Annotated in this window: 20 protein-coding genes and 1 riboswitch; of the genes, 12 read left to right on the top strand and 8 right to left on the bottom strand. The window is 71.3% G+C overall.

What is annotated here, in order from left to right; all coding sequences use genetic code 11:
* A complete protein-coding gene (locus ACQEXA_RS23310) occupies positions 1 to 960 on the top strand; it encodes an ABC transporter substrate-binding protein (protein WP_432931667.1) in 960 nt (319 codons plus the stop codon).
* 82 nt (positions 961 to 1042) lie between these two features.
* Here the strand turns inward: ACQEXA_RS23310 and ACQEXA_RS23305 are convergent, their stop codons facing one another.
* Positions 1043 to 1531 carry a carboxymuconolactone decarboxylase family protein gene (locus tag ACQEXA_RS23305; protein WP_432931669.1) on the bottom strand — a complete coding sequence of 163 codons (489 nt, stop codon included), beginning with the start codon at positions 1529 to 1531 and terminating at the stop codon, positions 1043 to 1045.
* 47 nt (positions 1532 to 1578) lie between these two features.
* Here ACQEXA_RS23305 and ACQEXA_RS23300 point away from each other — a divergent pair, with 47 nt between their 5' ends.
* Positions 1579 to 2970, top strand: a complete 1392-nt coding sequence (locus ACQEXA_RS23300; RefSeq protein WP_433130896.1) for a PLP-dependent aminotransferase family protein — start codon at positions 1579 to 1581, stop codon at positions 2968 to 2970.
* Between the two features lie 43 nt (positions 2971 to 3013).
* Here ACQEXA_RS23300 and ACQEXA_RS23295 read toward each other — a convergent pair whose 3' ends face one another.
* A complete protein-coding gene (locus tag ACQEXA_RS23295) occupies positions 3014 to 3835 on the bottom strand; it encodes a hypothetical protein (protein ID WP_432939465.1) in 822 nt (273 codons plus the stop codon).
* Between the two features lie 140 nt (positions 3836 to 3975).
* On the opposite strand from ACQEXA_RS23295, the gene ACQEXA_RS23290 reads away from it, so the two are divergent.
* Together ACQEXA_RS23290 and ACQEXA_RS23285 are read left to right on the top strand one after the other, a co-directional pair.
* Positions 3976 to 4320, top strand: coding sequence for a hypothetical protein (locus ACQEXA_RS23290; protein ID WP_359393882.1), 345 nt, complete (start codon positions 3976 to 3978; stop codon positions 4318 to 4320).
* A 7-nt stretch (positions 4321 to 4327) separates the two neighbouring features.
* Positions 4328 to 5512, top strand: a complete 1185-nt coding sequence (locus ACQEXA_RS23285; protein ID WP_432931673.1) for a glutathionylspermidine synthase family protein — start codon at positions 4328 to 4330, stop codon at positions 5510 to 5512.
* 9 nt (positions 5513 to 5521) lie between these two features.
* Here the strand turns inward: ACQEXA_RS23285 and rocD are convergent, their stop codons facing one another.
* A complete protein-coding gene (gene rocD, locus ACQEXA_RS23280) occupies positions 5522 to 6727 on the bottom strand; it encodes an ornithine--oxo-acid transaminase (protein WP_432931675.1) in 1206 nt (401 codons plus the stop codon).
* A 102-nt stretch (positions 6728 to 6829) separates the two neighbouring features.
* A riboswitch (ZMP/ZTP riboswitch) is annotated at positions 6830 to 6919 on the top strand.
* Positions 6920 to 6960: 41 nt separating this feature from the next.
* On the opposite strand from rocD, the gene ACQEXA_RS23275 reads away from it, so the two are divergent.
* The gene (locus ACQEXA_RS23275; protein WP_432931677.1) at positions 6961 to 8409 is read left to right on the top strand and encodes a glycine hydroxymethyltransferase; all 1449 of its coding nucleotides are present in this window, start codon (positions 6961 to 6963) and stop codon (positions 8407 to 8409) included.
* 74 nt (positions 8410 to 8483) lie between these two features.
* Here the strand turns inward: ACQEXA_RS23275 and ACQEXA_RS23270 are convergent, their stop codons facing one another.
* Positions 8484 to 9161 (bottom strand): hypothetical protein, encoded by a 678-nt coding sequence (locus ACQEXA_RS23270; protein ID WP_432939467.1) that lies wholly within the window; start codon positions 9159 to 9161, stop codon positions 8484 to 8486.
* A gap of 167 nt (positions 9162 to 9328) precedes the next feature.
* Here ACQEXA_RS23270 and trpS point away from each other — a divergent pair, with 167 nt between their 5' ends.
* A complete protein-coding gene (gene trpS, locus ACQEXA_RS23265; protein WP_432939469.1) occupies positions 9329 to 10336 on the top strand; it encodes a tryptophan--tRNA ligase in 1008 nt (335 codons plus the stop codon).
* Positions 10337 to 10499: 163 nt separating this feature from the next.
* Positions 10500 to 11081: a 2'-5' RNA ligase family protein gene (locus ACQEXA_RS23260; protein WP_433130894.1), complete on the top strand. Its 582-nt coding sequence runs from the start codon at positions 10500 to 10502 to the stop codon at positions 11079 to 11081.
* A 69-nt stretch (positions 11082 to 11150) separates the two neighbouring features.
* Here ACQEXA_RS23260 and ACQEXA_RS23255 read toward each other — a convergent pair whose 3' ends face one another.
* Positions 11151 to 11918 (bottom strand): SDR family NAD(P)-dependent oxidoreductase, encoded by a 768-nt coding sequence (locus ACQEXA_RS23255; protein ID WP_432931681.1) that lies wholly within the window; start codon positions 11916 to 11918, stop codon positions 11151 to 11153.
* Positions 11919 to 12083: 165 nt separating this feature from the next.
* Here ACQEXA_RS23255 and ACQEXA_RS23250 point away from each other — a divergent pair, with 165 nt between their 5' ends.
* Complete coding sequence (locus ACQEXA_RS23250; protein WP_360998131.1) at positions 12084 to 12995, top strand: YihY/virulence factor BrkB family protein; 912 nt, start codon at positions 12084 to 12086, stop codon at positions 12993 to 12995.
* On the opposite strand, the gene ACQEXA_RS23245 is transcribed toward ACQEXA_RS23250, so the two are convergent.
* Positions 12943 to 14205 carry a D-alanyl-D-alanine carboxypeptidase family protein gene (locus ACQEXA_RS23245; RefSeq protein WP_432931683.1) on the bottom strand — a complete coding sequence of 421 codons (1263 nt, stop codon included), beginning with the start codon at positions 14203 to 14205 and terminating at the stop codon, positions 12943 to 12945. The genes ACQEXA_RS23250 and ACQEXA_RS23245 overlap by 53 nt on opposite strands.
* A 103-nt stretch (positions 14206 to 14308) precedes the next feature.
* Between ACQEXA_RS23245 and ACQEXA_RS23240 the strand changes: the two genes are divergently transcribed.
* From ACQEXA_RS23240 to ACQEXA_RS23225, 4 genes are all read left to right on the top strand, one after another.
* Complete coding sequence (locus ACQEXA_RS23240; RefSeq protein WP_432931685.1) at positions 14309 to 14551, top strand: SCO4848 family membrane protein; 243 nt, start codon at positions 14309 to 14311, stop codon at positions 14549 to 14551.
* A gap of 17 nt (positions 14552 to 14568) precedes the next feature.
* A complete protein-coding gene (locus tag ACQEXA_RS23235) occupies positions 14569 to 15822 on the top strand; it encodes a metallophosphoesterase (protein ID WP_433130892.1) in 1254 nt (417 codons plus the stop codon).
* Between the two features lie 439 nt (positions 15823 to 16261).
* Complete coding sequence (locus ACQEXA_RS23230; protein WP_432931687.1) at positions 16262 to 17818, top strand: ABC transporter substrate-binding protein; 1557 nt, start codon at positions 16262 to 16264, stop codon at positions 17816 to 17818.
* 130 nt (positions 17819 to 17948) lie between these two features.
* Positions 17949 to 18350, top strand: a complete 402-nt coding sequence (locus ACQEXA_RS23225; RefSeq protein ID WP_432931689.1) for an ATP-binding protein — start codon at positions 17949 to 17951, stop codon at positions 18348 to 18350.
* Positions 18351 to 18381: 31 nt separating this feature from the next.
* On the opposite strand, the gene ACQEXA_RS23220 is transcribed toward ACQEXA_RS23225, so the two are convergent.
* Together ACQEXA_RS23220 and ACQEXA_RS23215 are read right to left on the bottom strand one after the other, a co-directional pair.
* Complete coding sequence (locus tag ACQEXA_RS23220) at positions 18382 to 19851, bottom strand: ATP-binding protein (protein WP_432931691.1); 1470 nt, start codon at positions 19849 to 19851, stop codon at positions 18382 to 18384.
* Positions 19848 to 20552 carry a response regulator transcription factor gene (locus tag ACQEXA_RS23215; RefSeq protein ID WP_432931693.1) on the bottom strand — a complete coding sequence of 235 codons (705 nt, stop codon included), beginning with the start codon at positions 20550 to 20552 and terminating at the stop codon, positions 19848 to 19850. Before ACQEXA_RS23215 ends, ACQEXA_RS23220 begins: the two co-directional genes overlap by 4 nt.
* Between the last annotated feature and the right edge of the window lie 132 nt (positions 20553 to 20684).

Genomic DNA, 20684 nt, shown 5'->3' with positions numbered 1-20684 from the left:
ATGCCCCGTACCCGTACGACGATCACCACGGCCCTGGCCGTGCTGACGCTGACCACCGGCTGCGGTGCCGCCGACATGACCAAGCAGGCCTCGCCGTTCGCGGCTGCGCGCGGCTCGAAGACGGTGACCCTGTCCGTGCAGTCGTGGGTGGGCGCGCAGGCGAACGTCGCCGTGGCCCAGTACCTCCTCGAGCACGAGCTCGGCTACCGCGTGGACACCGTCCAGGTCGACGAGATCCCTGCCTGGGACGCCCTCAGCCAGGGCCGGGTCGACGCGATCCTGGAGGACTGGGGCCACCCCGACCAGGAGACGCGGTACGTCGAGGACAAGAAGACGATCGTGCACGGCGGCGGCCTCGGGGTCACCGGCCACATCGGCTGGTACGTCCCGACCTACCTCGCCGAGCAGCACCCGGACATCACCGACTGGAAGAACCTCGACAAGTACGCGAGCCTCTTCCGCACCGCGGAGAGCGGCGGCAAGGGCCAGCTGATGGACGGCTCGCCGTCCTACGTCACCAACGACAAGGCGCTGGTGAAGAACCTGAAGCTGGACTACCAGGTGATCTTCGCGGGCTCGGAGGCGGCGCAGATCACGCAGATCAGGCAGTTCGCCAAGGAGAAGAAGCCCTTCCTGACGTACTGGTACGCGCCGCAGTGGCTGTTCAAGAAGGTCCCGATGACCGAGGTGAAGCTGCCGCCGTACAAGGAGGGCTGCGACGCGGACGCGGCGAAGGTCGCCTGCGCCTATCCGCACACGCCGCTGCAGAAGTACCTGAACGCGGACTTCGCCGGGAGCGGCGGCAGGGCGGCCGACTTCCTGAAGAAGTTCAACTGGACGACCGAGGACCAGAACGAGGTCGCCCTGATGATCGCCGACCGGAAGCTGACCCCGGAGCAGGCGGCCAAGGAATGGGTGGACGGCCACACCTCCACATGGAAGGCGTGGCTGTCCCACTAGCATGACGCCGGGTGCCTCGCCGTGAGGCACCCGGCGGCTCAAGCCCCGGTGCGGAGGCCCGCGGTATGCGTCGTGCGCTCCGTCAGCTGTACTGGCCCGGCGTGTAGTGGCCCGGCACCGCGCGGGTCGTCACACCGAACCGGTTCCACGCGTTGATCACCGTGATCGAGGCGATCAGGTGGGCCAGCTCCGCCTCGTCGAAGTGCTTGGCGGCGCGCTCGTAGACCTCGTCCGGCACGAACCCGTCCGTCAGCACCGTGACGGCGTCGGTCAGCTCCAGCGCCGCGGCCTCCTTCTCCGTGTAGAAGTGCCGCGACTCCTCCCACGCGCTGAGCTGGACGATCCGCTCGACGCTCTCGCCCGCCGCGAGCGCGTCCTTGGTGTGCATGTCCAGGCAGAAGGCGCAGTGGTTGAGCTGAGACGTGCGGATCTTGACCAGCTCGCGCAGCGTGGGGTCCAGACCCTGCCCGGCGGCCGCGTCGAGCCGGACCATCGCCCGGTAGACCTCGGGGGCGTGCTTGGCCCAGTTCATGCGGGGGGTGTGTTCGGCGGCGTAGTCGTTCGTCGTCATATCTCCGACCTTAGGAGCGGAGCAGCCCAGGAGTATGGTCCATTTCCATGGGGAAACCTTGGGCCACTCTGGGGTTCGATCTGCATGTCGAGCCGACCGGGCCGGGTCTGCGCAAGGGGCTGACGAAGGCGCTGCGGGAGGCGGTCCGTTCCGGGCGGCTGGCGCCCGGCACCCGGCTGCCCTCCTCCCGCTCGCTCGCCGCCGACCTGGGGATCGCGCGCAACACGGTCGCCGACGCGTACGCCGACCTGGTGGCCGAGGGCTGGCTCACCGCACGCCAGGGCTCGGGCACCCTGGTGGCCGAGCGCACCTCGCCCGGGCCCGGGACCGCACCCGCCGCGACCCGTCCCCGCGCAGTCCGGAGTCCGGCCCACGATCTGCAGCCCGGCAGGCCGGACGTCGCCTCGTTCCCGCGCGCCGAGTGGCTCAGGGCCGCCCGCCGCGCCCTGACGGCGGCGCCGAACCGGGCCCTCGGTTACGGCGACCCGCGCGGCCTCGCCGAACTGCGCACCGCGCTCGCGGAGTACCTGTCCCGGGCGCGCGGTGTGCGCGCCGACCCCGACCGCATCCTGGTGTGCGCGGGCTTCGGGCAGGGGCTGCAGATCCTCGGCGCGGTGCTCAGGGCGCGCGGCGTCCGTACGGTCGCCGTCGAGTCGTACGGACTCGACGTCCACTGGGAGTTGCTGGCGGCCGCCGGGCTGCACAGCCGGCCCCTGCCGTTCGACGGGCTCGGCACGAGCGTGGAGGGGCTGGCGGACGCGGGCGCCGTGCTGCTCACTCCCGCCCACCAGTTCCCGATGGGTGTGCCGCTGCACCCCGAGCGGCGGGCGGCCGTCGTGGACTGGGCGCGCCGCACCGGGGGGCTGATCCTGGAGGACGACTACGACGGCGAGTTCCGCTACGACCGCCGGCCGGGCGGGGCGCTGCAGGGCCTGGACCCCGACCATGTGGTGTATCTGGGCACCACCAGCAAGTCCCTCGCTCCCGGGCTGCGCCTGGGCTGGATGGTGCTGCCGCCGGCGCTCGCGGAGGAGGCCTGCGCGGCGAAGGGCCCCACCGACACCTGCGGCGTGCTGGACCAGCTGACCCTGGCGGAGTTCATCGTGTCGGGTGCCTACGACCGGCATGTACGCGCCGCCCGGCTGCGCTACCGCCGCCGCCGCGACGCGCTGGTCCGGGCCGTCGCGGCCCACGCCCCCGATGTGCGCGTCACGGGCATCGCGGCGGGTCTGCACGCGGTCCTGCGGCTTCCGCCAGGCACCGAGCAGAGCGTGGTCCATGCGGCGGCGTGGCAGGGCCTGGCGGTGCAAGGCCTGCACCGCTTCCGCCACGAAGGAGCCAGTGCCGAGCCGCCCGACGCCCTGGTCGTCGGCTACGGGACACCGCCCGACCACGGGTGGGCGGAGGCGCTGAACGCGTTGTGCAGGGTGCTGCCGTAGGCCGTCCGGACCGGGCGTCCGGTCCGGACGGGTGCCCGGCTGCTCACCCCTCCGCGACCGGGGCCTCCCCGAACCGCGCCAGCGCCAGTGCCCCCGCGACCGCCACCACGAATCCCAGCACCGCCAGCCAGGTCAGCCCCTCGCGGGTGCGGTCGCCCAGCCACACCACCCCGATCGCGGCGGGCCCCACGGTCTCGCCCACGACCATGCCCGCGGTCGCCACCGTCACCGAACCCCGCTCCAGCGCCGTCGTCAGCAGCAGGAAGGCCGCCCCGCCGCCCAGCAGCAGCGCGTACGTCGCCGGATTCGTGAGCAGCGATCCGGGCGCCAGCGAACCGATCAGCCGAACGGCCACCTCGACCACCCCGAACCCGAACCCGGCGCCGAGGCCCAGCACCAGCGCCCGTCCCCGCCCCGGCAGACGCCCTCCGGCGAGTCCGAGCAGCAGCACGGCCACCGCCGTCGCCAGCATCGCGTACTTCAGGTCCGTGGATCCGTCCTGGCCGCCTTCCGCCCCGGACGCCAGGCCGAGCATCGCAAGGCCCGCGCACACCACGGCGACCGCCGCCCACTCGCTCGAGGTCAGTCGCACCCGCAGCAGCCGGGCCGCGACCACCGCCGTCACCGCGAGGCTGGACGCGAGGGCCGCGCCCACCGCGTAGATCGGAAGGGACCGCAGCGCGGCGATCTGCAGCAGGAAGCCGATCCCGTCCAGCGCGAGCCCCGCCAGATACCGCCACTGCTTGAGGGCCCGCAGCAGCAGCGCCGCGTCCCCGCCCCCACCGGTGCCTGCCGTTCGTGCCGCGACCGCCTGCAGCACGGTCGCCGTACCGAAGCAGACCGCCGCACCGAGCGCGCACACCATTCCAAAGAACACAAAGTGACTGTAGGGGACGGTGTCACGGCCGGGGCGCGCTCGAACACCAGATTGACGCTCTCTAGTCTGTTGCCCGAAAACCTCTCACCGACGTCTCAACGAAGTCTCACCCGACGGGGGAACACGAAATGGCGGACACACGCCGGCAACTGCGCTCGGGCACGGTCGTCCTCGGCGGCATGGGACTTCTCGCCGCCGCCCTCACCGCCTGCTCCTCGGCCCCGGACAAGCGTTGCGTCGACCGCGACAGCTACACCCTCGGCAAGGGCTACAAGGTCGTGTCCGACAAGAACTGCACGTCCGTCAAGACGTCCGGGCACGGTTCCTGGTACTACGGCGGCAAGAAGAAGAGCGGCTTCGTCAACGGCGGTTCCTTCACCAAGCCCGGCAAGGGCTCCGGTGGCTCCAGCGGCGGCAGCCACGGCGGCGTCGACCGCGGCGGCTTCGGCAGCCACGGCAAGAGCGGCGGCTGAGCGGACCGTGGAGCGCCGTACCATCGAGCCCCGCCCCGGCTGGCAGCAGACCGTCGAGGCGCAGGGACTCATCTACCCGCTCACCCGCTACCCGGACGACTCGCTTCGTCCGTACTGGGACGAGAGCGCGTACTACGTCTTCACCCTTCCCGAGGCGGAGGCGCTGGAGGAGGTCGTCGAGGAGCTGCACGACATGTGCCTGGCCGCCGCCGGACACATCGTCGCCGCGGACCGTTTCGCCGACCTCGGCATCACCGATCCGCGCGTCGCCCGTGCGGTCGCCGAGGCCTGGCACCGCCGGGCCGAACTGCCGTCCGTGTACGGCCGGTTCGACCTGCGCTACGACGGCACGGGTCCGGCGAAGCTGCTGGAGTATAACGCCGACACGCCCACGTCGCTGGTCGAGGCCGCCTCGCCCCAGTGGTTCTGGATGGAGGAGCGGTTCCCGGACGGCGACCAGTGGAACTCCCTGCACGAGCGGCTGATCGCCGCCTGGAAGAAGCAGGCCGCCCTCCTCCCGCCCGGCAGCCCGCTCTACTTCGCCCACTCCGCCGCCGACGAACTCGGCGAGGACCTGATGACGGTGGCGTACCTGAAGGAGACCGCCGAACAGGCCGGGCTCGGCACCGAATGGATCTCCATGGAGGAGATCGGCTGGGACCCGCTGTCGGAGCGCTTCGTCGACAACCAGCTCCGCTTCATCCGCAGCTGCTTCAAGCTGTATCCCTGGGAGTGGCTCACCACGGACCGCTTCGCGGGACACGTCCTGGACAGCCTCGACAACGGCGGCGGCACGGGCAGCACGCTGTGGATCGAGCCCGCCTGGAAGATGCTGCTCAGCAACAAGGCGCTCCTCGCGATCCTCTGGGAGCTGTATCCGGGCCACCCGAACCTGCTTCCCGCCTACCTCGACGGGCCGCGGGAGCTGGCGCACACCACGGGCTACGTCGCCAAGCCGCTCCTCGGCCGCGAGGGGGAGGGGGTGACGGTTCACGAGCCGGGTGCTCCGGTCCCCGTGCGCGAGGACGCCTGCTGCTACCAGGAGCTGGCACCCCTGCCGTCCTTCGACGGCAACCGTGTCGTCCTCGGCGCCTGGGTCGTCGAGGACGAGTCGGCGGGGCTCGGCATCCGGGAGTCCTCCGGCCTGGTCACGGACGAGTACGCGCGCTTCCTGCCGCACGTGATCCTGTGAGGGCCGGCCTCAGACGTCCAGGACCTCCCGCAACCGGCCGAGCCCCCAGTCAAGGTCCTCCTCGGTGATGACGAGGGGCGGGGCGATCCGGATCGTGGACTGATGGGTGTCCTTCACCAGGACACCCCGGTCCATCAGCTTCTCGCAGACCTCGCGTGCCGTGCCGCAGTCCGGGTGGATGTCCACGCCCGCCCACAACCCCCGCCCACGGACCCCGGTGACCCGGCCCGAGGCGGTCAGCGTGCCCAGCTCGCGGTGCAGATGCACGCCCAGCTCCGCCGCCCGCGCCTGGTACTCGCCGGACCGCAGCATCGCCATCACCTCGAGGGCCACCGCGCAGGCCAGCGGGTTGCCGCCGAAGGTCGAGCCGTGCTCGCCCGGCCGGAACACCCCGAGCACCTCGGCGCTGGACACCACCGCCGACACCGGCACGATCCCCCCGCCGAGGGCCTTCCCGAGCACGTACACATCCGGTACGACGCCTTCGTGCTCGCACGCGAACGTCCGTCCGGTCCGGCCGAGCCCCGACTGGATCTCGTCGGCGACGAAGAGCACGTTCCGTTCCCGGGTCAGCTCGCGCACCGCCGGCAGATACCCGGCCGGCGGTACCAGCACCCCCGCCTCTCCCTGGATGGGCTCCAGCAGCACCGCCACGGTGTTCTCCGTCACCGCCGCGCGCATCGCGGTCATGTCCCCGTACGGCACGATCTCGAAGCCCGGTGTGTACGGGCCGAAGTCCGCGCGTGCCTGCGGGTCGGTGGAGAAACTGATGACCGTCGTCGTACGGCCGTGGAAGTTGTTGCCCGCGACCACGATCTTCGCCATCCCGGCGGGCACGCCCTTGACCCGGTAACCCCACTTGCGGGCCGTCTTGACGGCCGTCTCCACCGCCTCGGCGCCCGTGTTCATCGGCAGCACCATCTCCATGCCGCACAGCTCGGCCAGCTGCTCGCAGAACGCCCCGAACCGGTCGTGGTGGAACGCCCGCGAGGTCAGCGTCACCCGCTCCAGCTGCGCCCTGGCCGCGTCGATCAGCCGCCGGTTGCAGTGGCCGAAGTTCAGCGCCGAATAGCCGGCGAGCAGATCCAGATAGCGGCGTCCCTCGACATCCGTCATCCAGGCACCCTCCGCCGTCGCCACCACGACCGGGAGAGGATGGTAGATGTGCGCGGTGTGCGCCTCGGCCGCGGCGACCATGGCTTCTGTCGTGCTCACGGTGGCTCCCCTTCCGGCCGTACGGGGCTGTGTGCTGCCTCTCCTATCGTCGCTCGCATGGTGGACGCGGGAACCGGGCCGTGGCACATGCCCGGTAGGCTGACCGCGGGCCGTGACTGGCGCGCTGGGATGGGACCGACCATCGGGGAGCGGCCCGGATGCAAGCGAGTGCCGTGCGCCTGGGCCGACCGTGAACCGTGAACGCTTGTAGCCACGCCGCACCGGAGGCCGACATGCCAGAGCAGCCTTTGACCACCGAGTCCACCGCCTTCCGCTCCGCCCTCGACGTGATCCGTGCCGTCGAGCCGCGGGTCGCCGACGCCATCGGCCAGGAAGTCGCCGACCAGCGCGAGATGCTCAAGCTGATCGCCTCCGAGAACTACGCCTCTCCGGCCACGCTGCTGGCGATGGGCAACTGGTTCAGCGACAAGTACGCCGAGGGCACCATCGGCCGCCGCTTCTACGCCGGCTGCCGCAACGTCGACACCGTCGAGTCGCTCGCCGCCGAGCACGCCAAGGAGCTCTTCGGCGCCCGCCACGCCTACGTACAGCCGCACTCCGGCATCGACGCCAACCTGGTCGCCTTCTGGGCCGTCCTCGCCCAGCGTGTCGAGATGCCCGCCCTGGAGAAGGCGGGCGTCCGCCAGGTCAACGAGCTCTCCGAGGAGGACTGGGCCGAACTGCGCCGCGCCTTCGGCAATCAGCGCATGCTCGGTATGTCCCTGGACGCGGGCGGCCACCTCACCCACGGCTTCCGCCCGAACATCTCCGGCAAGATGTTCGACCAGCGCTCCTACGGCACCGACCCGGCCACCGGCCTGATCGACTACGAGGCGCTGCGCGCGTCGGCGCGCGAGTTCAAGCCGCTGATCATCGTGGCGGGCTACTCGGCCTACCCCCGGCTGATCGACTTCCGGATCATGCGTGAGATCGCCGACGAGGTCGGCGCGACGCTCATGGTCGACATGGCGCACTTCGCGGGCCTGGTCGCGGGCAAGGTCCTGACCGGCGACTTCGACCCGATCCCGCACGCCCAGATCGTGACGACCACCACCCACAAGTCGCTGCGCGGCCCGCGCGGCGGCATGGTCCTGTGCGACGACTCCCTCCGGGACCAGGTCGACCGCGGCTGCCCGATGGTGCTGGGCGGTCCGCTCCCGCACGTGATGGCCGCGAAGGCCGTCGCCCTGGCGGAGGCCCGCCAGGAGTCCTTCCGCGACTACGCCCAGCGGATCGTCGACAACTCCCGCGCCCTGGCCGAAGGCCTGACGCGCCGCGGCGCCACGCTCGTGACCGGCGGCACGGACAACCACCTGAACCTGATCGACGTGGCCTCGTCCTACGGCCTCACCGGCCGCCAGGCGGAAGCGGCCCTGCTGGAGTCGGGCATCGTCACCAACCGCAACGCCATCCCGGCCGACCCGAACGGCGCCTGGTACACCTCCGGCATTCGCGTCGGCACGCCCGCGCTCACCACCCGCGGTCTGGGAACGGCGGAGATGGACGAGATCGCCGCCCTGATCGACCGTGTCCTGACGACCGCCGTCCCCGGTACCACGGGCAAGGGCACCCCGTCGAAGGCCCAGCACGTCCTGGACCTGAAGATCGCGGACGAGGTGGCGCACCGCGCGAGCGACCTGCTGACGGACTTCCCGCTGTACCCGGAGATCGACCTCGGCTGACCGGACGCCGGCCGGCGGCGCGGGGACCCGCGCCGCCGGCCACGGACGGCCCGCGGCCTACCTGACGGCGTCGGTCACCGGAGCTCGCCGAGATCGATGAGCTCGTGCCGCGGCGGCCCGGCCTCCCGCCGGGCCGCCGTACGCCGTACCGCGACGAGCGTGGCGACGGACCCCAGCGCCAGTCCCGCTCCGAGCCCCGCGCCCGCCCAGCGCAGGTCTGCCGAGGAGCCGTCCCCGGCGGCGGTCCTGGACGGCTCCAGCAGCCCGGCTTTCTCCAGCCGGTCGAAGACCGACCGCGGCGCCCGGTGCCATCTGATGTCGTCGTCGGCGACGTCGGGGGCCGGATCCGACCGCACCCACGCCGTCCCGTCCTCGGCGAGGAACACCTGGTCCTGCCGCTCGACGGCCACGTCGCCCCCGGGCGCCCGGGTGGTGTACGGCCACCCCCCGATCCCGGTCAGCGCCCACGTCACGGTGGCCCGCACCCGCGGGTAGCTCCCCTGGGCCCATGCGTCCGGTACCCGCTCGGTCCTGGTCTCCGTCGGGGCCAGGAGCTGCCACAGCAGCACGAAGTCCCGGTCCCCCGAGCGCAGTGTGGTCATACGGCCGGTGCCGTTCGCCACGACGAGCGCCAGATCGGGGATGTCCTTGCTCACGGCCCGCGCCGGTGCGGCGGCTCCCGTCAGTGCCGTGACCGCCACCGCGAGCGCCGCCACCAGCCTGCCGAGCCCCTGCACGCGGACCCCCTCCATCGTCATGACTCCTTTTACACCGCCGGGGTTACACCGCAGGGACGCACCGGGGGCACACCTGTTGCCCACCAGTTCCGGACCGGCCCCCCGAACCTGAGAGAATGGTGGGCATGGCCTCTGACAGCCCGCACGGCTCCCACCACAACCCGCAGGGGAACGGCTCCGCCATGCAGCGTCCTCGCGTGCTCTCCGGAATCCAGCCCACCGCCGGCTCGTTCCACCTCGGCAACTACCTCGGCGCCGTCCGCCAGTGGGTGGCCCTGCAGGAGAGCCACGACGCGTTCTACATGGTCGTCGACCTGCACGCGATCACCGTCCCGCAGGACCCGAAGGAGCTGCGCGCCAACACCCGCCTGGCGGCCGCCCAGCTGCTGGCGGCGGGGCTCGACCCGGAGCGCTGCACGCTCTTCGTCCAGAGCCATGTCCCCGAGCACGCCCAGCTCGCCTGGGTCATGAACTGCCTCACCGGTTTCGGCGAGGCCAGCCGTATGACGCAGTTCAAGGACAAGTCCGCCAAGCAGGGCGCCGACCGGACCAGCGTCGGCCTGTTCACGTACCCCGTGCTGCAGGTCGCCGACATCCTGCTGTACCAGGCCAACGAGGTCCCGGTCGGCGAGGACCAGCGCCAGCACATCGAGCTGACCCGCGACCTGGCCGAGCGCTTCAACGGCCGCTTCGGCGAGACCTTCACCGTCCCGCGGCCGTACATCCTCAAGGAGACGGCGAAGATCTACGACCTGCAGGACCCGTCGATCAAGATGAGCAAGTCGGCGTCCACGCCGAAGGGGCTCGTCAACCTGCTGGACGATCCGAAGACGACCGCCAAGAAGGTCAAGAGCGCGGTCACCGACACGGACACGGTGATCCGGTACGACACGCAGGAGAAGCCCGGTGTCAGCAACCTGCTGACCATCTACTCCACCCTCACCGGAACCGGGATCGAGGAGCTGGAGCAGAGGTACGAGGGCAAGGGCTACGGCGCCCTCAAGACGGACCTCGCCGAGGTCATGGTCGACTTCGTGACGCCGTTCCGGGACCGCACCCAGCAGTACCTGGACGACCCCGAGACGCTGGACTCGATCCTGGCCAAGGGCGCGGAGAAGGCACGCGCCGTCGCCGCGGAGACCCTCTCCCAGGCGTACGAGAGGGTGGGCTTCCTGCCCGCGAAGCACTGACCGCCACCGCCGCGACCCGTGCCGGGCCCCGGCGCGCCCTGGAGGTGCTGCACTCCACTCCGTCCGCGCCTGCCCGACGGCATGGTCGTGGCCGTACAGTCGGAGGGGGCGGACACCGCAGCGGCAGCTCGTCCCGCACACCGACACGACGACAGGAGACGACGTGGGGACCGTAACGATCGGTGTGTCGATCGCGGTCCCGGAGCCTCAGGGCAGCCACCTCCAGGAGCTGCGCGCGGGCTTCGGCGACGCCGCGGCTCACGGCATCCCCACACACGTCACCCTGCTGCCGCCCACGGAGGTCGACGCCTCCGAGGTGCCCGCGATCGAGGACCACCTCCTCGAGGTCGCCGCCGCCGCACGCCCCTTCCGCATGCGGCTGTGCGGCACGGGCACGTTCCGGCCCCTGTCCCCCGTGGTCTACGTCCGGGTCGTCGAGGGCTCCGAGGCGTGCACATGGCTGCAGAAGCAGGTCCGCGACGCCTCCGGGCCGGTGGCGCGCGAGCTGCTCTTCCCGTACCACCCGCACGTCACGGTGGCGCACGGCATCGACGAGGCGGCGATGGACCGGGCGTACGAGGAGCTCGTCGGCTACGAGGCCGGCTGGCCGTGCACGGGCTTCGCGCTGTACGAGCAGGGCCCGGACGGTGTCTGGCGCAAGCTGAGGGAGTTCGCCTTCGGGGGCGCGACGGTGCCACCGCAGGCGGGCGCACCGACGCAGGACGCCACCCTGCCGCTTCCCTAGGCCCGGTCGTCGCCCTTCGGGCGGACGACGCGAGCCGAACACACGACCCGGGCGCTCCCGGGTCCCGCGTTACTGAATCGGCAGCCGCCTGAACAGCGTCCGCGGCACGAGCCGCAGCGCCGACATCACCAGCCGCAGCGTCCCCGGCACCCACACCACCTCCGACCGCCGGCGCAGCCCCAGCTCGATCGCCGCGGCCACCTCCTCCGGCGTCGTGGCCAAAGGTCCCGCGTCCCGGGCCCGTGTGCCGCGCCGGTGGACGGAACCGGGGCGCACGACCATGACGTGCACACCGGTGCCGTACAGCGCGTCGCCCAGGCCCTGGGTGAACGTGTCCAGCCCCGCCTTGCTGGAGCCGTAGATGAAGTCCGTGCGGCGGGCGCGCTCGGCGGCGACCGACGACAGCACGACCAGCGAGCCGCGGCCCTGCTCCTGGAGGGCGCGGGCGCACACCAGGCCCGCCGAGACCGCGCCCGTGTAGTTGGTCTGCGCGACGCGGGCCGCGGCCACCGGGTCGCGCTCGTCGGTGGCCTGGTCGCCGAGCACGCCGAACGCGAGGAGGACCATGTCGACGTGGTCCTCGGTGAACACCTTGCCGAGAGCGGCCTCGTGCCCCTCCGGGTCGAGGGCGTCGAAGGCGACGGTACGGGTGTCGGCACCGAGCTCCCGCAGGTGCTCGGCGGCCCGGTCGAGCTCGGGGGAGGGGCGTCCGGCCAGCCAGACGGTGCGGGCGCGCCGGGCGATGAGGCGGCGTGCGGTGGCCAAAGCGATCCCGGACGTGCCGCCGAGGATCAGCAGGGACTTCGGGGAGCTGAAGGCGTCCTTGTGGGAAGGCATGACCGTGACCGTATCGCCGTAAAAGGGGCACGGCGGTACGGATGTCTCCACTCGGTGTGGCTCCTCACCGAGTGGATGACCAGCCGTGGCGGACCGGGGATGCCGTATCCGCGGCTGAGGGGGTACTCGAGGACTGGTAGAGGGGGACGAGGGGAGAGTCAGATCGTGGACTGGCTGAAGAAGCTCCCCGGTATCGGGCCGATCGTGACGCGGCTCATGACCACGCACGCCTGGCGTTGCTATGAACGCCTCGACCGGGTGAAGTGGAGCCGTCTCGCCGCGGCGATGACGTTCGTCAGCTTCGTGGCACTCTTCCCGCTGCTCACCGTCGCCGCCGCGATCAGCGCCGCGACGCTCAGCGTGGCCCAGCAGAACAAGCTGCAGAGCAAGATCGCCGAGCAGGTCCCCGGGATCTCCGACCAGCTCGACATCCACGCTCTGGTCGCGAACGCCGGCACCGTCGGGTTCATCGCCGGTGCCACGCTGTTCTTCATCGGCATCGGCTGGGTCGGCCAGGTGCGGGACTGCCTGCGGGCGGTGTGGGAGCTGCCCGAGGGCGCGGAGAACCCGGTGCTGGCCAAGGTCAAGGACGCGGTGGTGCTCGTCGGCCTGGGCGGCGCGATCCTGGTCACCATCGCCACGTCCACCGTCGCCTCCGCGCTGGTCGACTGGATCGCCGGGCAGATGGGCCTCGACAAGGGCGGCTGGGGCAGCCTCCTGCTGCGGATCGCCGCCTTCCTCGTCGCCGTCCTCGCCGACTTCCTGGTCCTCCTCTACGTCCTCACCCTGCTGCCCGGCGTGGAACCGCCGCGCCACCGGCTGCTGACCGCCGCCCTGATCGGCTCGGTCGGCTTCGAGTTGCTCAAGCTGCTGCTCAGCGGCTACATCCAGGGCGTGGCCTCGAAGAGCATGTACGGCGCCTTCGGGGTGCCGGTCGCGCTCCTGCTGTGGATCAACTTCACCTCGAAACTCGTGCTGTTCTGCGCCGCCTGGACGGCGACGCAGCACAACGGGGCCGAGGAGGTCAGGGACGCGCCCGGCGACGCACCAGATCAGGCAGCGGCCAGCGGCGGTTGACCAGGTACACGCCCGCCGCGAGCAGCACCAGGACGCCGCCGGTGATGGCGAGCGCGGTCCCGACGCCGCTGGAGCCGTTCGGCGTCACCGTGGCGGCCACCGGTTTGGTCGATTCCCCGTCCGCGGGGGTGGCCGACGGAGTGGTGCCGGGCCTCGACTGCACCTGCGCGTCCTTCGGGGCGACGAGCTCACCCACCGGTGTCACCTTGCCGGCCGCGGCGAATCCCCAGTCGAAGAGCTGGGCGGTCTCCTTGTAGACCTCGTTGTGGTCCTTCTTCTCCGGGTTCATGACCGTGACGAGGAGCACCCTGCCGCCTCGTTCGGCGACGCCCGTGAATGTCGCGCCCGCGTTGGTGGTGTTGCCGTTCTTCACGCCCGCGATGCCGCGGTAGGGCGTCATGTCGCTGTCCCCGGACATCAGCCGGTTGGTGTTCTGGATCTCGAAGGACCCACGGGTCTTCTTGTGGCCCTTCGTGGTCGTCTCGCCGGGGAACTTCGCCCGCACCGTCGAGCAGTACTCCCTGAAGTCCTTCTTCTGCAGCCCCGAGCGGGCGAACAGCGTGAGGTCGTAGGCGGACGAGACCTGTCCCGGGGCGTCGTAGCCGTCCGGGCTGACCACGTGGGTGTCGAGGGCCTGGAGTTCCTCGGCGTGGGCCTGCATGTCCTCGACAGTCCGGGCGACACCGTGGTTCATCGCGGCCAGCACGTGCACCGCGTCGTTGCCGGAGCGAAGGAAGACGCCGAGCCACAGGTCGTGGACCGTATAGGTCTCGCCCTCCTTTATCCCGACCATGCTGGAGCCGGCGCCCATGCCGGCCAGGTCCGTGGGGGCCACCTTGTGTGTCTCGTTCCGGGGGAACCTGGGCAGCACGGTGTCGGCGAACAGCATCTTCAGGGTGCTCGCCGGAGGGAGCCGCCAGTGCGCGTTGTGGGCGGCCAGGACCTCACCGGACTCGGCGTCGGCGACGATCCAGGAGCGCCCGGTCAGGTCCTTCGGGAGCACCGGGGCACCGCCGCCGAGGTTCACCTGCGTTCCGGGCTTGGCGAGCGACGCGCCGCCGACGGCCGACATCACGGCCGGGGGTGTGACGGACGCCGACGGGCTCTGTGTGGCCGCGACGGCGGTCGCGGGTGCGGTGAGCGAGAAGGACAACACGGCTGCGGAGGCGAGCGCCGCGCGGCGCCCGGCGATCTTCTTCAAGGCGAACACGATCGCGAAAGTACCGGGTGCGGGACGGGAAGTCCCGCCCGGTCCCGGCCGAAGCCGCCCACCCCCGAGCGAGCGCCGGGCCAAGAGCGGCGATACTGGACGTATGAAGCTCAGCCGCCCCATTTCCTGGTTCCTGCTCGCCTTCGGGGTGTGGAGCTGGGTCATCTGGATCACTTTCGTCAAGAACCTGTGGAAGGACGGCAGTGGACTCGCGTTCGACGACGCGGGGAACCCGACGGCGTACTTCTGGGTGCACTTGACGCTCGCCGTCGTCTCCTTTGTCTTGGGGACTGTCGTCGGGGTCATCGGGTTGCGCGGACTGCGCGCGTTGCGGCGAACGTCATAGCGCGGGACGCGAACACGGTGGCCGTCTTCGTCTTCGTGCTCATCGCCCTGACCGTCCTCACCGCGTTCGCGGCGCTGCACTGGTACGCGTGGCGCCGGCTGGTCCGCGACACGACACGAGGCCCGGGCCCGGCCCGGCGCCTCGGCACCGCGGTGCTCGTCGCCGGGCCGGTACTGGCCGTCGCGGCCCTGGTCACCGAGCGCGCGGGCGCTCCCTTCTGGCTCCAGCGTGCCCTGGGATGGCCGGGTTTCCTGTGGCTGGCCCTGTCGCTCTACCTGCTGCTCGCGCTGCTCGCGGGCGAACTCGTACGACCGCTGTTGGTGCGCGCGTTCGCGCACCGGCGGGTGCCGACGCGGGAGACGGCCCCGACGCCCGTACCGGTATCCGCGGGGACGGCGGCGACGGACCACGAACCGGAGGCCACCTCTTCGCCCGTTCCCGCCGTCGTCTCGCGCCGCCTCCTCGTCTCCCGGGTGGTCGGCGGCGCGGTGGCCGCCGCCGCGGTGAGCACGGTGGGCTACGGCACCTACGGGGTCCTCCGCGGCCCCGCTGTGAAACGCGTCACCATTCCGCTGGCCAAACTCCCGCGCGCCGCCCACGGTTTCCGCATCGCCGTCGTGAGCGACATCCACCTCGGCCCGGTCCTGGGCCGGGGCTTCGCGCAGCGTGTGGTGGACACGATCAACTCGACCCAGCCGGACCTGATCGCGGTCGTCGGCGACCTGGTCGACGGCAGCGTGAAGGACCTGGGCCCGGCGGCGGCGCCGCTGTCCGGGCTGAAGGCGCGCCACGGCAGCTACTTCGTCACCGGGAACCACGAGTACTTCTCCGGCGCGGACGCGTGGCTGGAGGAGGTACGCCGGCTCGGCCTGCATCCGCTGGAGAACGCGCGCACGGAACTGCCCGCGTTCGACCTGGCCGGGGTGAACGACCTGGCGGGTGAGAGCGAGGGCGAGGGCCCCGACTTCACCAAGGCGCTCGGCGGCCGCGACACCTCACGCGCCGTGGTGCTCCTCGCCCATCAGCCGGTCCAGATCCACGAGGCCGTGAAACACCAGGTGGACCTCCAGCTCTCCGGCCACACCCATGGCGGCCAGCTCTGGCCGGGCAACTTCGTCGCGGCCGCAGCCAACCCGACCCTCGCGGGCCTGGACCGCTACGGCGACACGCAGTTGTACGTGTCCCGGGGAGCGGGCGCCTGGGGGCCGCCGACACGGGTGGGCGCGCCCTCGGACATCACGATCGTGGAACTGGCCTCGAAGCAGGCGTGACGGACGTGATCGCGCGGCCCTTCCCACGACCGGGAAGGGGCCGTGCCGCGGTCCCCTTGGCCTTACCGGTCTTGGCGATTGCGCCCGCTATCAACGGCAGGATGAATTCGACGCCGAATGGAGAAACGTTTCCACCGGGCTGAAAGTCGCCCCCCTGGGAAGATGTGCCAGGATGCCGAGATCGCGATTTCGTATGCGGCGTTGCTCGGGCAACGCACCTGGTGCCACCGGGCCCGTGCCCGCCGGGTGGCGCTGTGGGCTTCCGGGGCCAATCCAGCTGGAGAATGCGTGAACCGTGGCCGAAACCTGATGGAAGCAACCGCCCGTCAAGTTCTTTTGCATCTCGACGGATCTCCCTTCCCTCACGTGAAACACCTGTGATTAGGTAATCCGCGCCACCGGGGAGTGGCATGCGCTGAGGGCCTGGGGAGGGGCGCCGATGCGATCGGTTCGCATGCGGATTCTCGCGACTGTGCTGGTACTGGCGGGCGTGGGAGTGGGCGGGTGGCAGCTGCTGCCGGCCAAGGAGAACACCAACAGGACGATTACGGTCGGGACGACGGACGCCGTCACCTCGCTCGATCCTGCGGGGGCCTACGACGCCGGGTCCTGGGCTTTGTTCAGTGGTGTCTTCCAGTCACTGCTGACTTTCGAGTCCGACGGTGTGGAACCCGTGCCGGACGCCGCCGAGAGCTGCTCCTTCATGGGGACGGACCTGACGACGTACCGCTGCACGCTCCGCAAGGGACTGACGTTCCCGAGCGGCCGCACCATGACGGCCGAGGACGTCAAGTACTCCTTCGACCGGGTCAAGCGCATCAACTCGGACGTCGGCCCCGCGACCCTGCTCGACACCCTCGGCTCGGTCGACGCGCAGGGCCTCAACGTCACCTTCCATCTGTCGTCGCCGGACGCGACGTTCCCGTTCAAGGTGGCCACCGGAGCCGGTTCGATCGTCGACAGCACGAAGTACCCGAAGAACGCGCTGCGCACCGATACCGGGGCCGACGGGACCGGGCCGTACACCCTCACGCAGTACACGAAGGACAAGTCGGCCACCCTCACGCCGAACCTGCACTACCGGGGCGACATCAACGGCACGGGCAAGCCCATCCTGATGCGCTACTACCCCGATCCGGCCGCCCTGCTGACGGCATGGAAGGCGAAGGAGGTCGACGTGGCCACCCGCCAGCTGCCGCCCTCCATGCTCGCCGGCCTCTCGCCGAGCGACCCCGACCAGCGCGTCAGCGAGGCCGACAGCGCCGAGATCCGCAATCTGGTCCTGAACACCGGAGCCCACTCGCCGCTGCACGACGTCCGCGTCCGCCAGGCCATCGCCATGGTGATCAACCGCGAGGAACTGGTCGGCAAGGTGTACGACGGCACCACCGACCCGCTGTACTCGCTCATTCCGGCCGGTATCACCGGGCACACCACCTCGTTCTTCGACGCCTACGCCGAGCGCGACATCAGCAAGGCCCGCGCCCTGCTCACCGCTGCGGGCGCGCACGTGCCCGTCCACTTCACGTACGGGTACGGCAAGGGCCGCGGCGCCGCCGCCGAGGAGGCCGCCGAGCTCAAGAAGCAGCTGGAGGCGACCGGGCTGTTCGCGGTGGACCTCCACGGTTATGAGTGGACCGACTTCCAGAAGCGGTACGCGAACGGCGAGCTCGACGCCTACGCGGTCGGCTGGGTCGCCGACTTCCCCGACCCGGACACCTTCACCACTCCGCTCATCGGTACCGGCAACAGCATGAAGAACGGCTACAGCAGCCAGGCCGTCGACGACCTGATCCTGGACAGCCAGCGGTACTCGGACCGCAGCCGGGCCGCCGACGACTTCAAGCAGATCCAGAAGATCGTGGCGCAGGACGTCCCCCTGATCCCGCTGTGGCAGCGCAAGGAGTACGTGGTCACCAGCGAGGACGTCGGCGGCGGACAGTACCTGTCGGACGGCACCGGGGTCTTCCGCCTCTGGCGGCTCGGCTGGATCTGACGCACGGCGGCCGGACCGGAGCCGTCGGCCGGCGCGGTCCCGCGGAGGCGAATCCGCGGGAGTGACAGCGGGCGCCCACCCTCACCCACCACCATGTGTTGACGAGGGGTGGGCGGGGTGAGGAGCGGATGTGGTCAGACGCAACTCCTTCCGGCTGCCCCGCCACCCGGCGTCCGTCGGCCTCGCCCGGCGCCGGGTGCGCGACCACCTGGCCGACTGGGGACACGTACCGGGGGATCTGGCCCTGGACGCGGCGCTGCTGCTGGTCTCCGAGCTGGCCACGAACGTCGTGCGCCACGGACCGCATCACGAGCAGGAGTTCGAGGTGGCGGTCACCGCCCTTGCCGACGGCTCCTGCTTCATAGAGGTGTCGGACGAGGGCCGGACCGGACCCCGCCTGAGGGTCGCCGACGACCTGGCCGAGACCGGCCGCGGCCTGCACCTCGTGGAGCACATCGCGGCGGCCTGGGGCGTATGGAGCCGGGGGCGCCACGGGAAGACGGTGTGGGCGCTGGTGGTCCGGGACGGGTGAGCCGCCGCGGTGCACCGAGGGGTCCGGGCGCTCACCCGTGACCATGGTCGGATGCCCGCGCCGGGAGAGTCACCGTCACCGCCAGGCCCTCGCCCGGCGCCGTGCGCACCGACACCTCGCCGTGGTGCGCCGCCACGACGCCCTGCACGATCGCCATGCCGAGCCCGCTGCCCGCGCCCCGGCCCGCGCGGAAGAAGCGGTCGAAGATCCGCGCCGCGTCCTCCTCCGCCAGCCCGGGTCCCTTGTCCGCCACACACAGCCGCACCACACCGTCCTCCCGCTCCAGACCGAGCCGTACCGGCACGTCGGCGGGCGTGTGGACGCGGACGTTGGCCACCAGGTTGCCGAGCACCTGCCGCAGCCCCGATTCGTCGGCCCGCACCAGCAGCGCGCCCTCCGCGTCCACGGTCACCGGACGGTCCGGCTGCTGGGCCCGCAGGTCCTCCGCCGCGTCCCGCACCAGGCGGTTCACGTCGACGTTCCGGAAGCGGAGTTCGGGCCGCTGGTCGAGGCGTGCCAGGGTGAGGAGCTCGTCCACGAGGCGGCCCATGCGGTCCGCCTCGGCCATCATCCGCTCCCACGACCGCTTGCGCTCCTGCGGATCGGTCAGCATGCCCTTGTCGTACAGCTGGAGATAGCCGCGTATCGCCGACAGCGGGGTGCGCAGCTCGTGGGAGGCGTCCGCGACGAAGCGGCGCAGCTGGGCTGCGCTCCGCTCACGCGTCCGGTACGCCGACTCCACCTGGTGGAGCATGGAGTTGAGGGCGGTGCGCAGTTGTTCGACCTCCAGGGACGTCTCCCTGCTGGAGGGCACGCGCCGGGTCAGATCGCCCTCCGCGATCGCCGACGACGTCTCCACCATGTCCTCCAGCGGCCGCATCCGTCGGCTCACACTGATCATCGTTAGCGCGGCGAGCAGGGCGAGCAGCAGGGTCCCGACGGCGAGATCGAGCTTGAGCGCCTTGGCGATGCCCGTGTGCAGGACACCGGTCGACCGGGCGAGCAGGACGTATGTGCCGTCGGCGAGCCGTGCTCCGGTCACCCGGTACGGGTCGCCGCCGAGCTGGATGTCGCGCGGCTGCGGCTCCTTGGTGAGGGAGGCCGGGTCGTGGACGGCGGAGGCCAGCGCCTCCTGGGCGGCGGTCGGCTTCAGACCGGCGACGCCGAGCACCGCGCCGTGCCGGTCGACGGCCGCGAAGACGGTGTCCGGGTTCGGGGAGTCGCCGCGGCTGTGCGGCAGCAGCCGGTCGCGGACGACCGCCACCGCGCTGAGCGAGTCGATCTCCCGCAGCGTCAGGTGCGAACGGGTGAGCGAGTCACGGGACTTGGTCAGTTCGGTGTCGATCTGCCCGAGCACGTAGTGCCGCATGCCCATCAGGCTGATGGCCGTCGCGGCGACGATGCCGAGCGCAAGGAGGCCCACGTTCGCCCGCGTCAGCTTGCCCCGCAGGGAGCGGACGCCTCGGGGCCGAGGCGCCGGGAGCAGCGTGCGCAGCCTCATGCCAGTCCGTATCCGACACCGCGGCGCGTGGTGATCACCGGCGGGCCGAGCACCTCGAGTTTGCGGCGCAGATAGCTGATGTAGGTCTCGACGACCGTCGACTCCGGCGGCGTGTGCTCGTACTGCCACACATGCCGCAGCAACTGCTCCTTGGGCACGATCCGCCCGCCGTTGCGCACCAGGAAGCGCAGCAGCGCGTACTCGGTGGGGGTCAGCTCGACCGTGCGGCCCGCCCGGTGCACCGAGTACGTCGTCTCGTCCAGCTCCAGGTCGCCGTAGCGCAGCGGCGGGCGCTGCGGCAGGACGTCGGCGGGGCGGGTTCGGCGCAGCACGGCCCGTACCCGGGCGATCACCTCGTCTATGTTGAACGGTTTGGTGATGTAGTCGTCGCCGAAGCCGAGGGCGCCGACGATCTCCGCGGGCGCGTCGCGCGCGGAGACGAAGACCAGCGCGAGATCCGGCCGCCGGGCGCGCAGTTCGCGGCCGAGCGCACGGCCGTCGCCGTCCGGCAGCATCACGTCCAGCAGGGCCGCGTCGGGCCGGGTGCGCTCGGCGAGCGCCAGCGCCTCGCGGACGGTGCCCGCGGTCATCACCTGGAAGCGGTGGTAGCGCAAGGCGATGGCGAGGACGTCCGCGATGCTCTCCTCGTCCTCGACGACGAGGACCGTGGCCCCCTCGTGCGCTGCCTCGTTGACGGTCATGTCCACCAGTATCCGCGGCGGCACCGGCGGCGGGTCCGTGGGCGCTTTGGAGTTCCTTGAGAGTCATGGCGCGGAACGCCCGTCCGCGCCCGCCACTGCGGATGCTGGAGCTCCAGGACTCGGGGGACCTGA

The sequence above is a fragment of the Streptomyces sp. CA-106110 genome (genome assembly GCF_050936285.1).
Taxonomy (GTDB): domain Bacteria; phylum Actinomycetota; class Actinomycetes; order Streptomycetales; family Streptomycetaceae; genus Streptomyces.
This window is presented reverse-complemented; position numbering and strand designations above follow the sequence as displayed.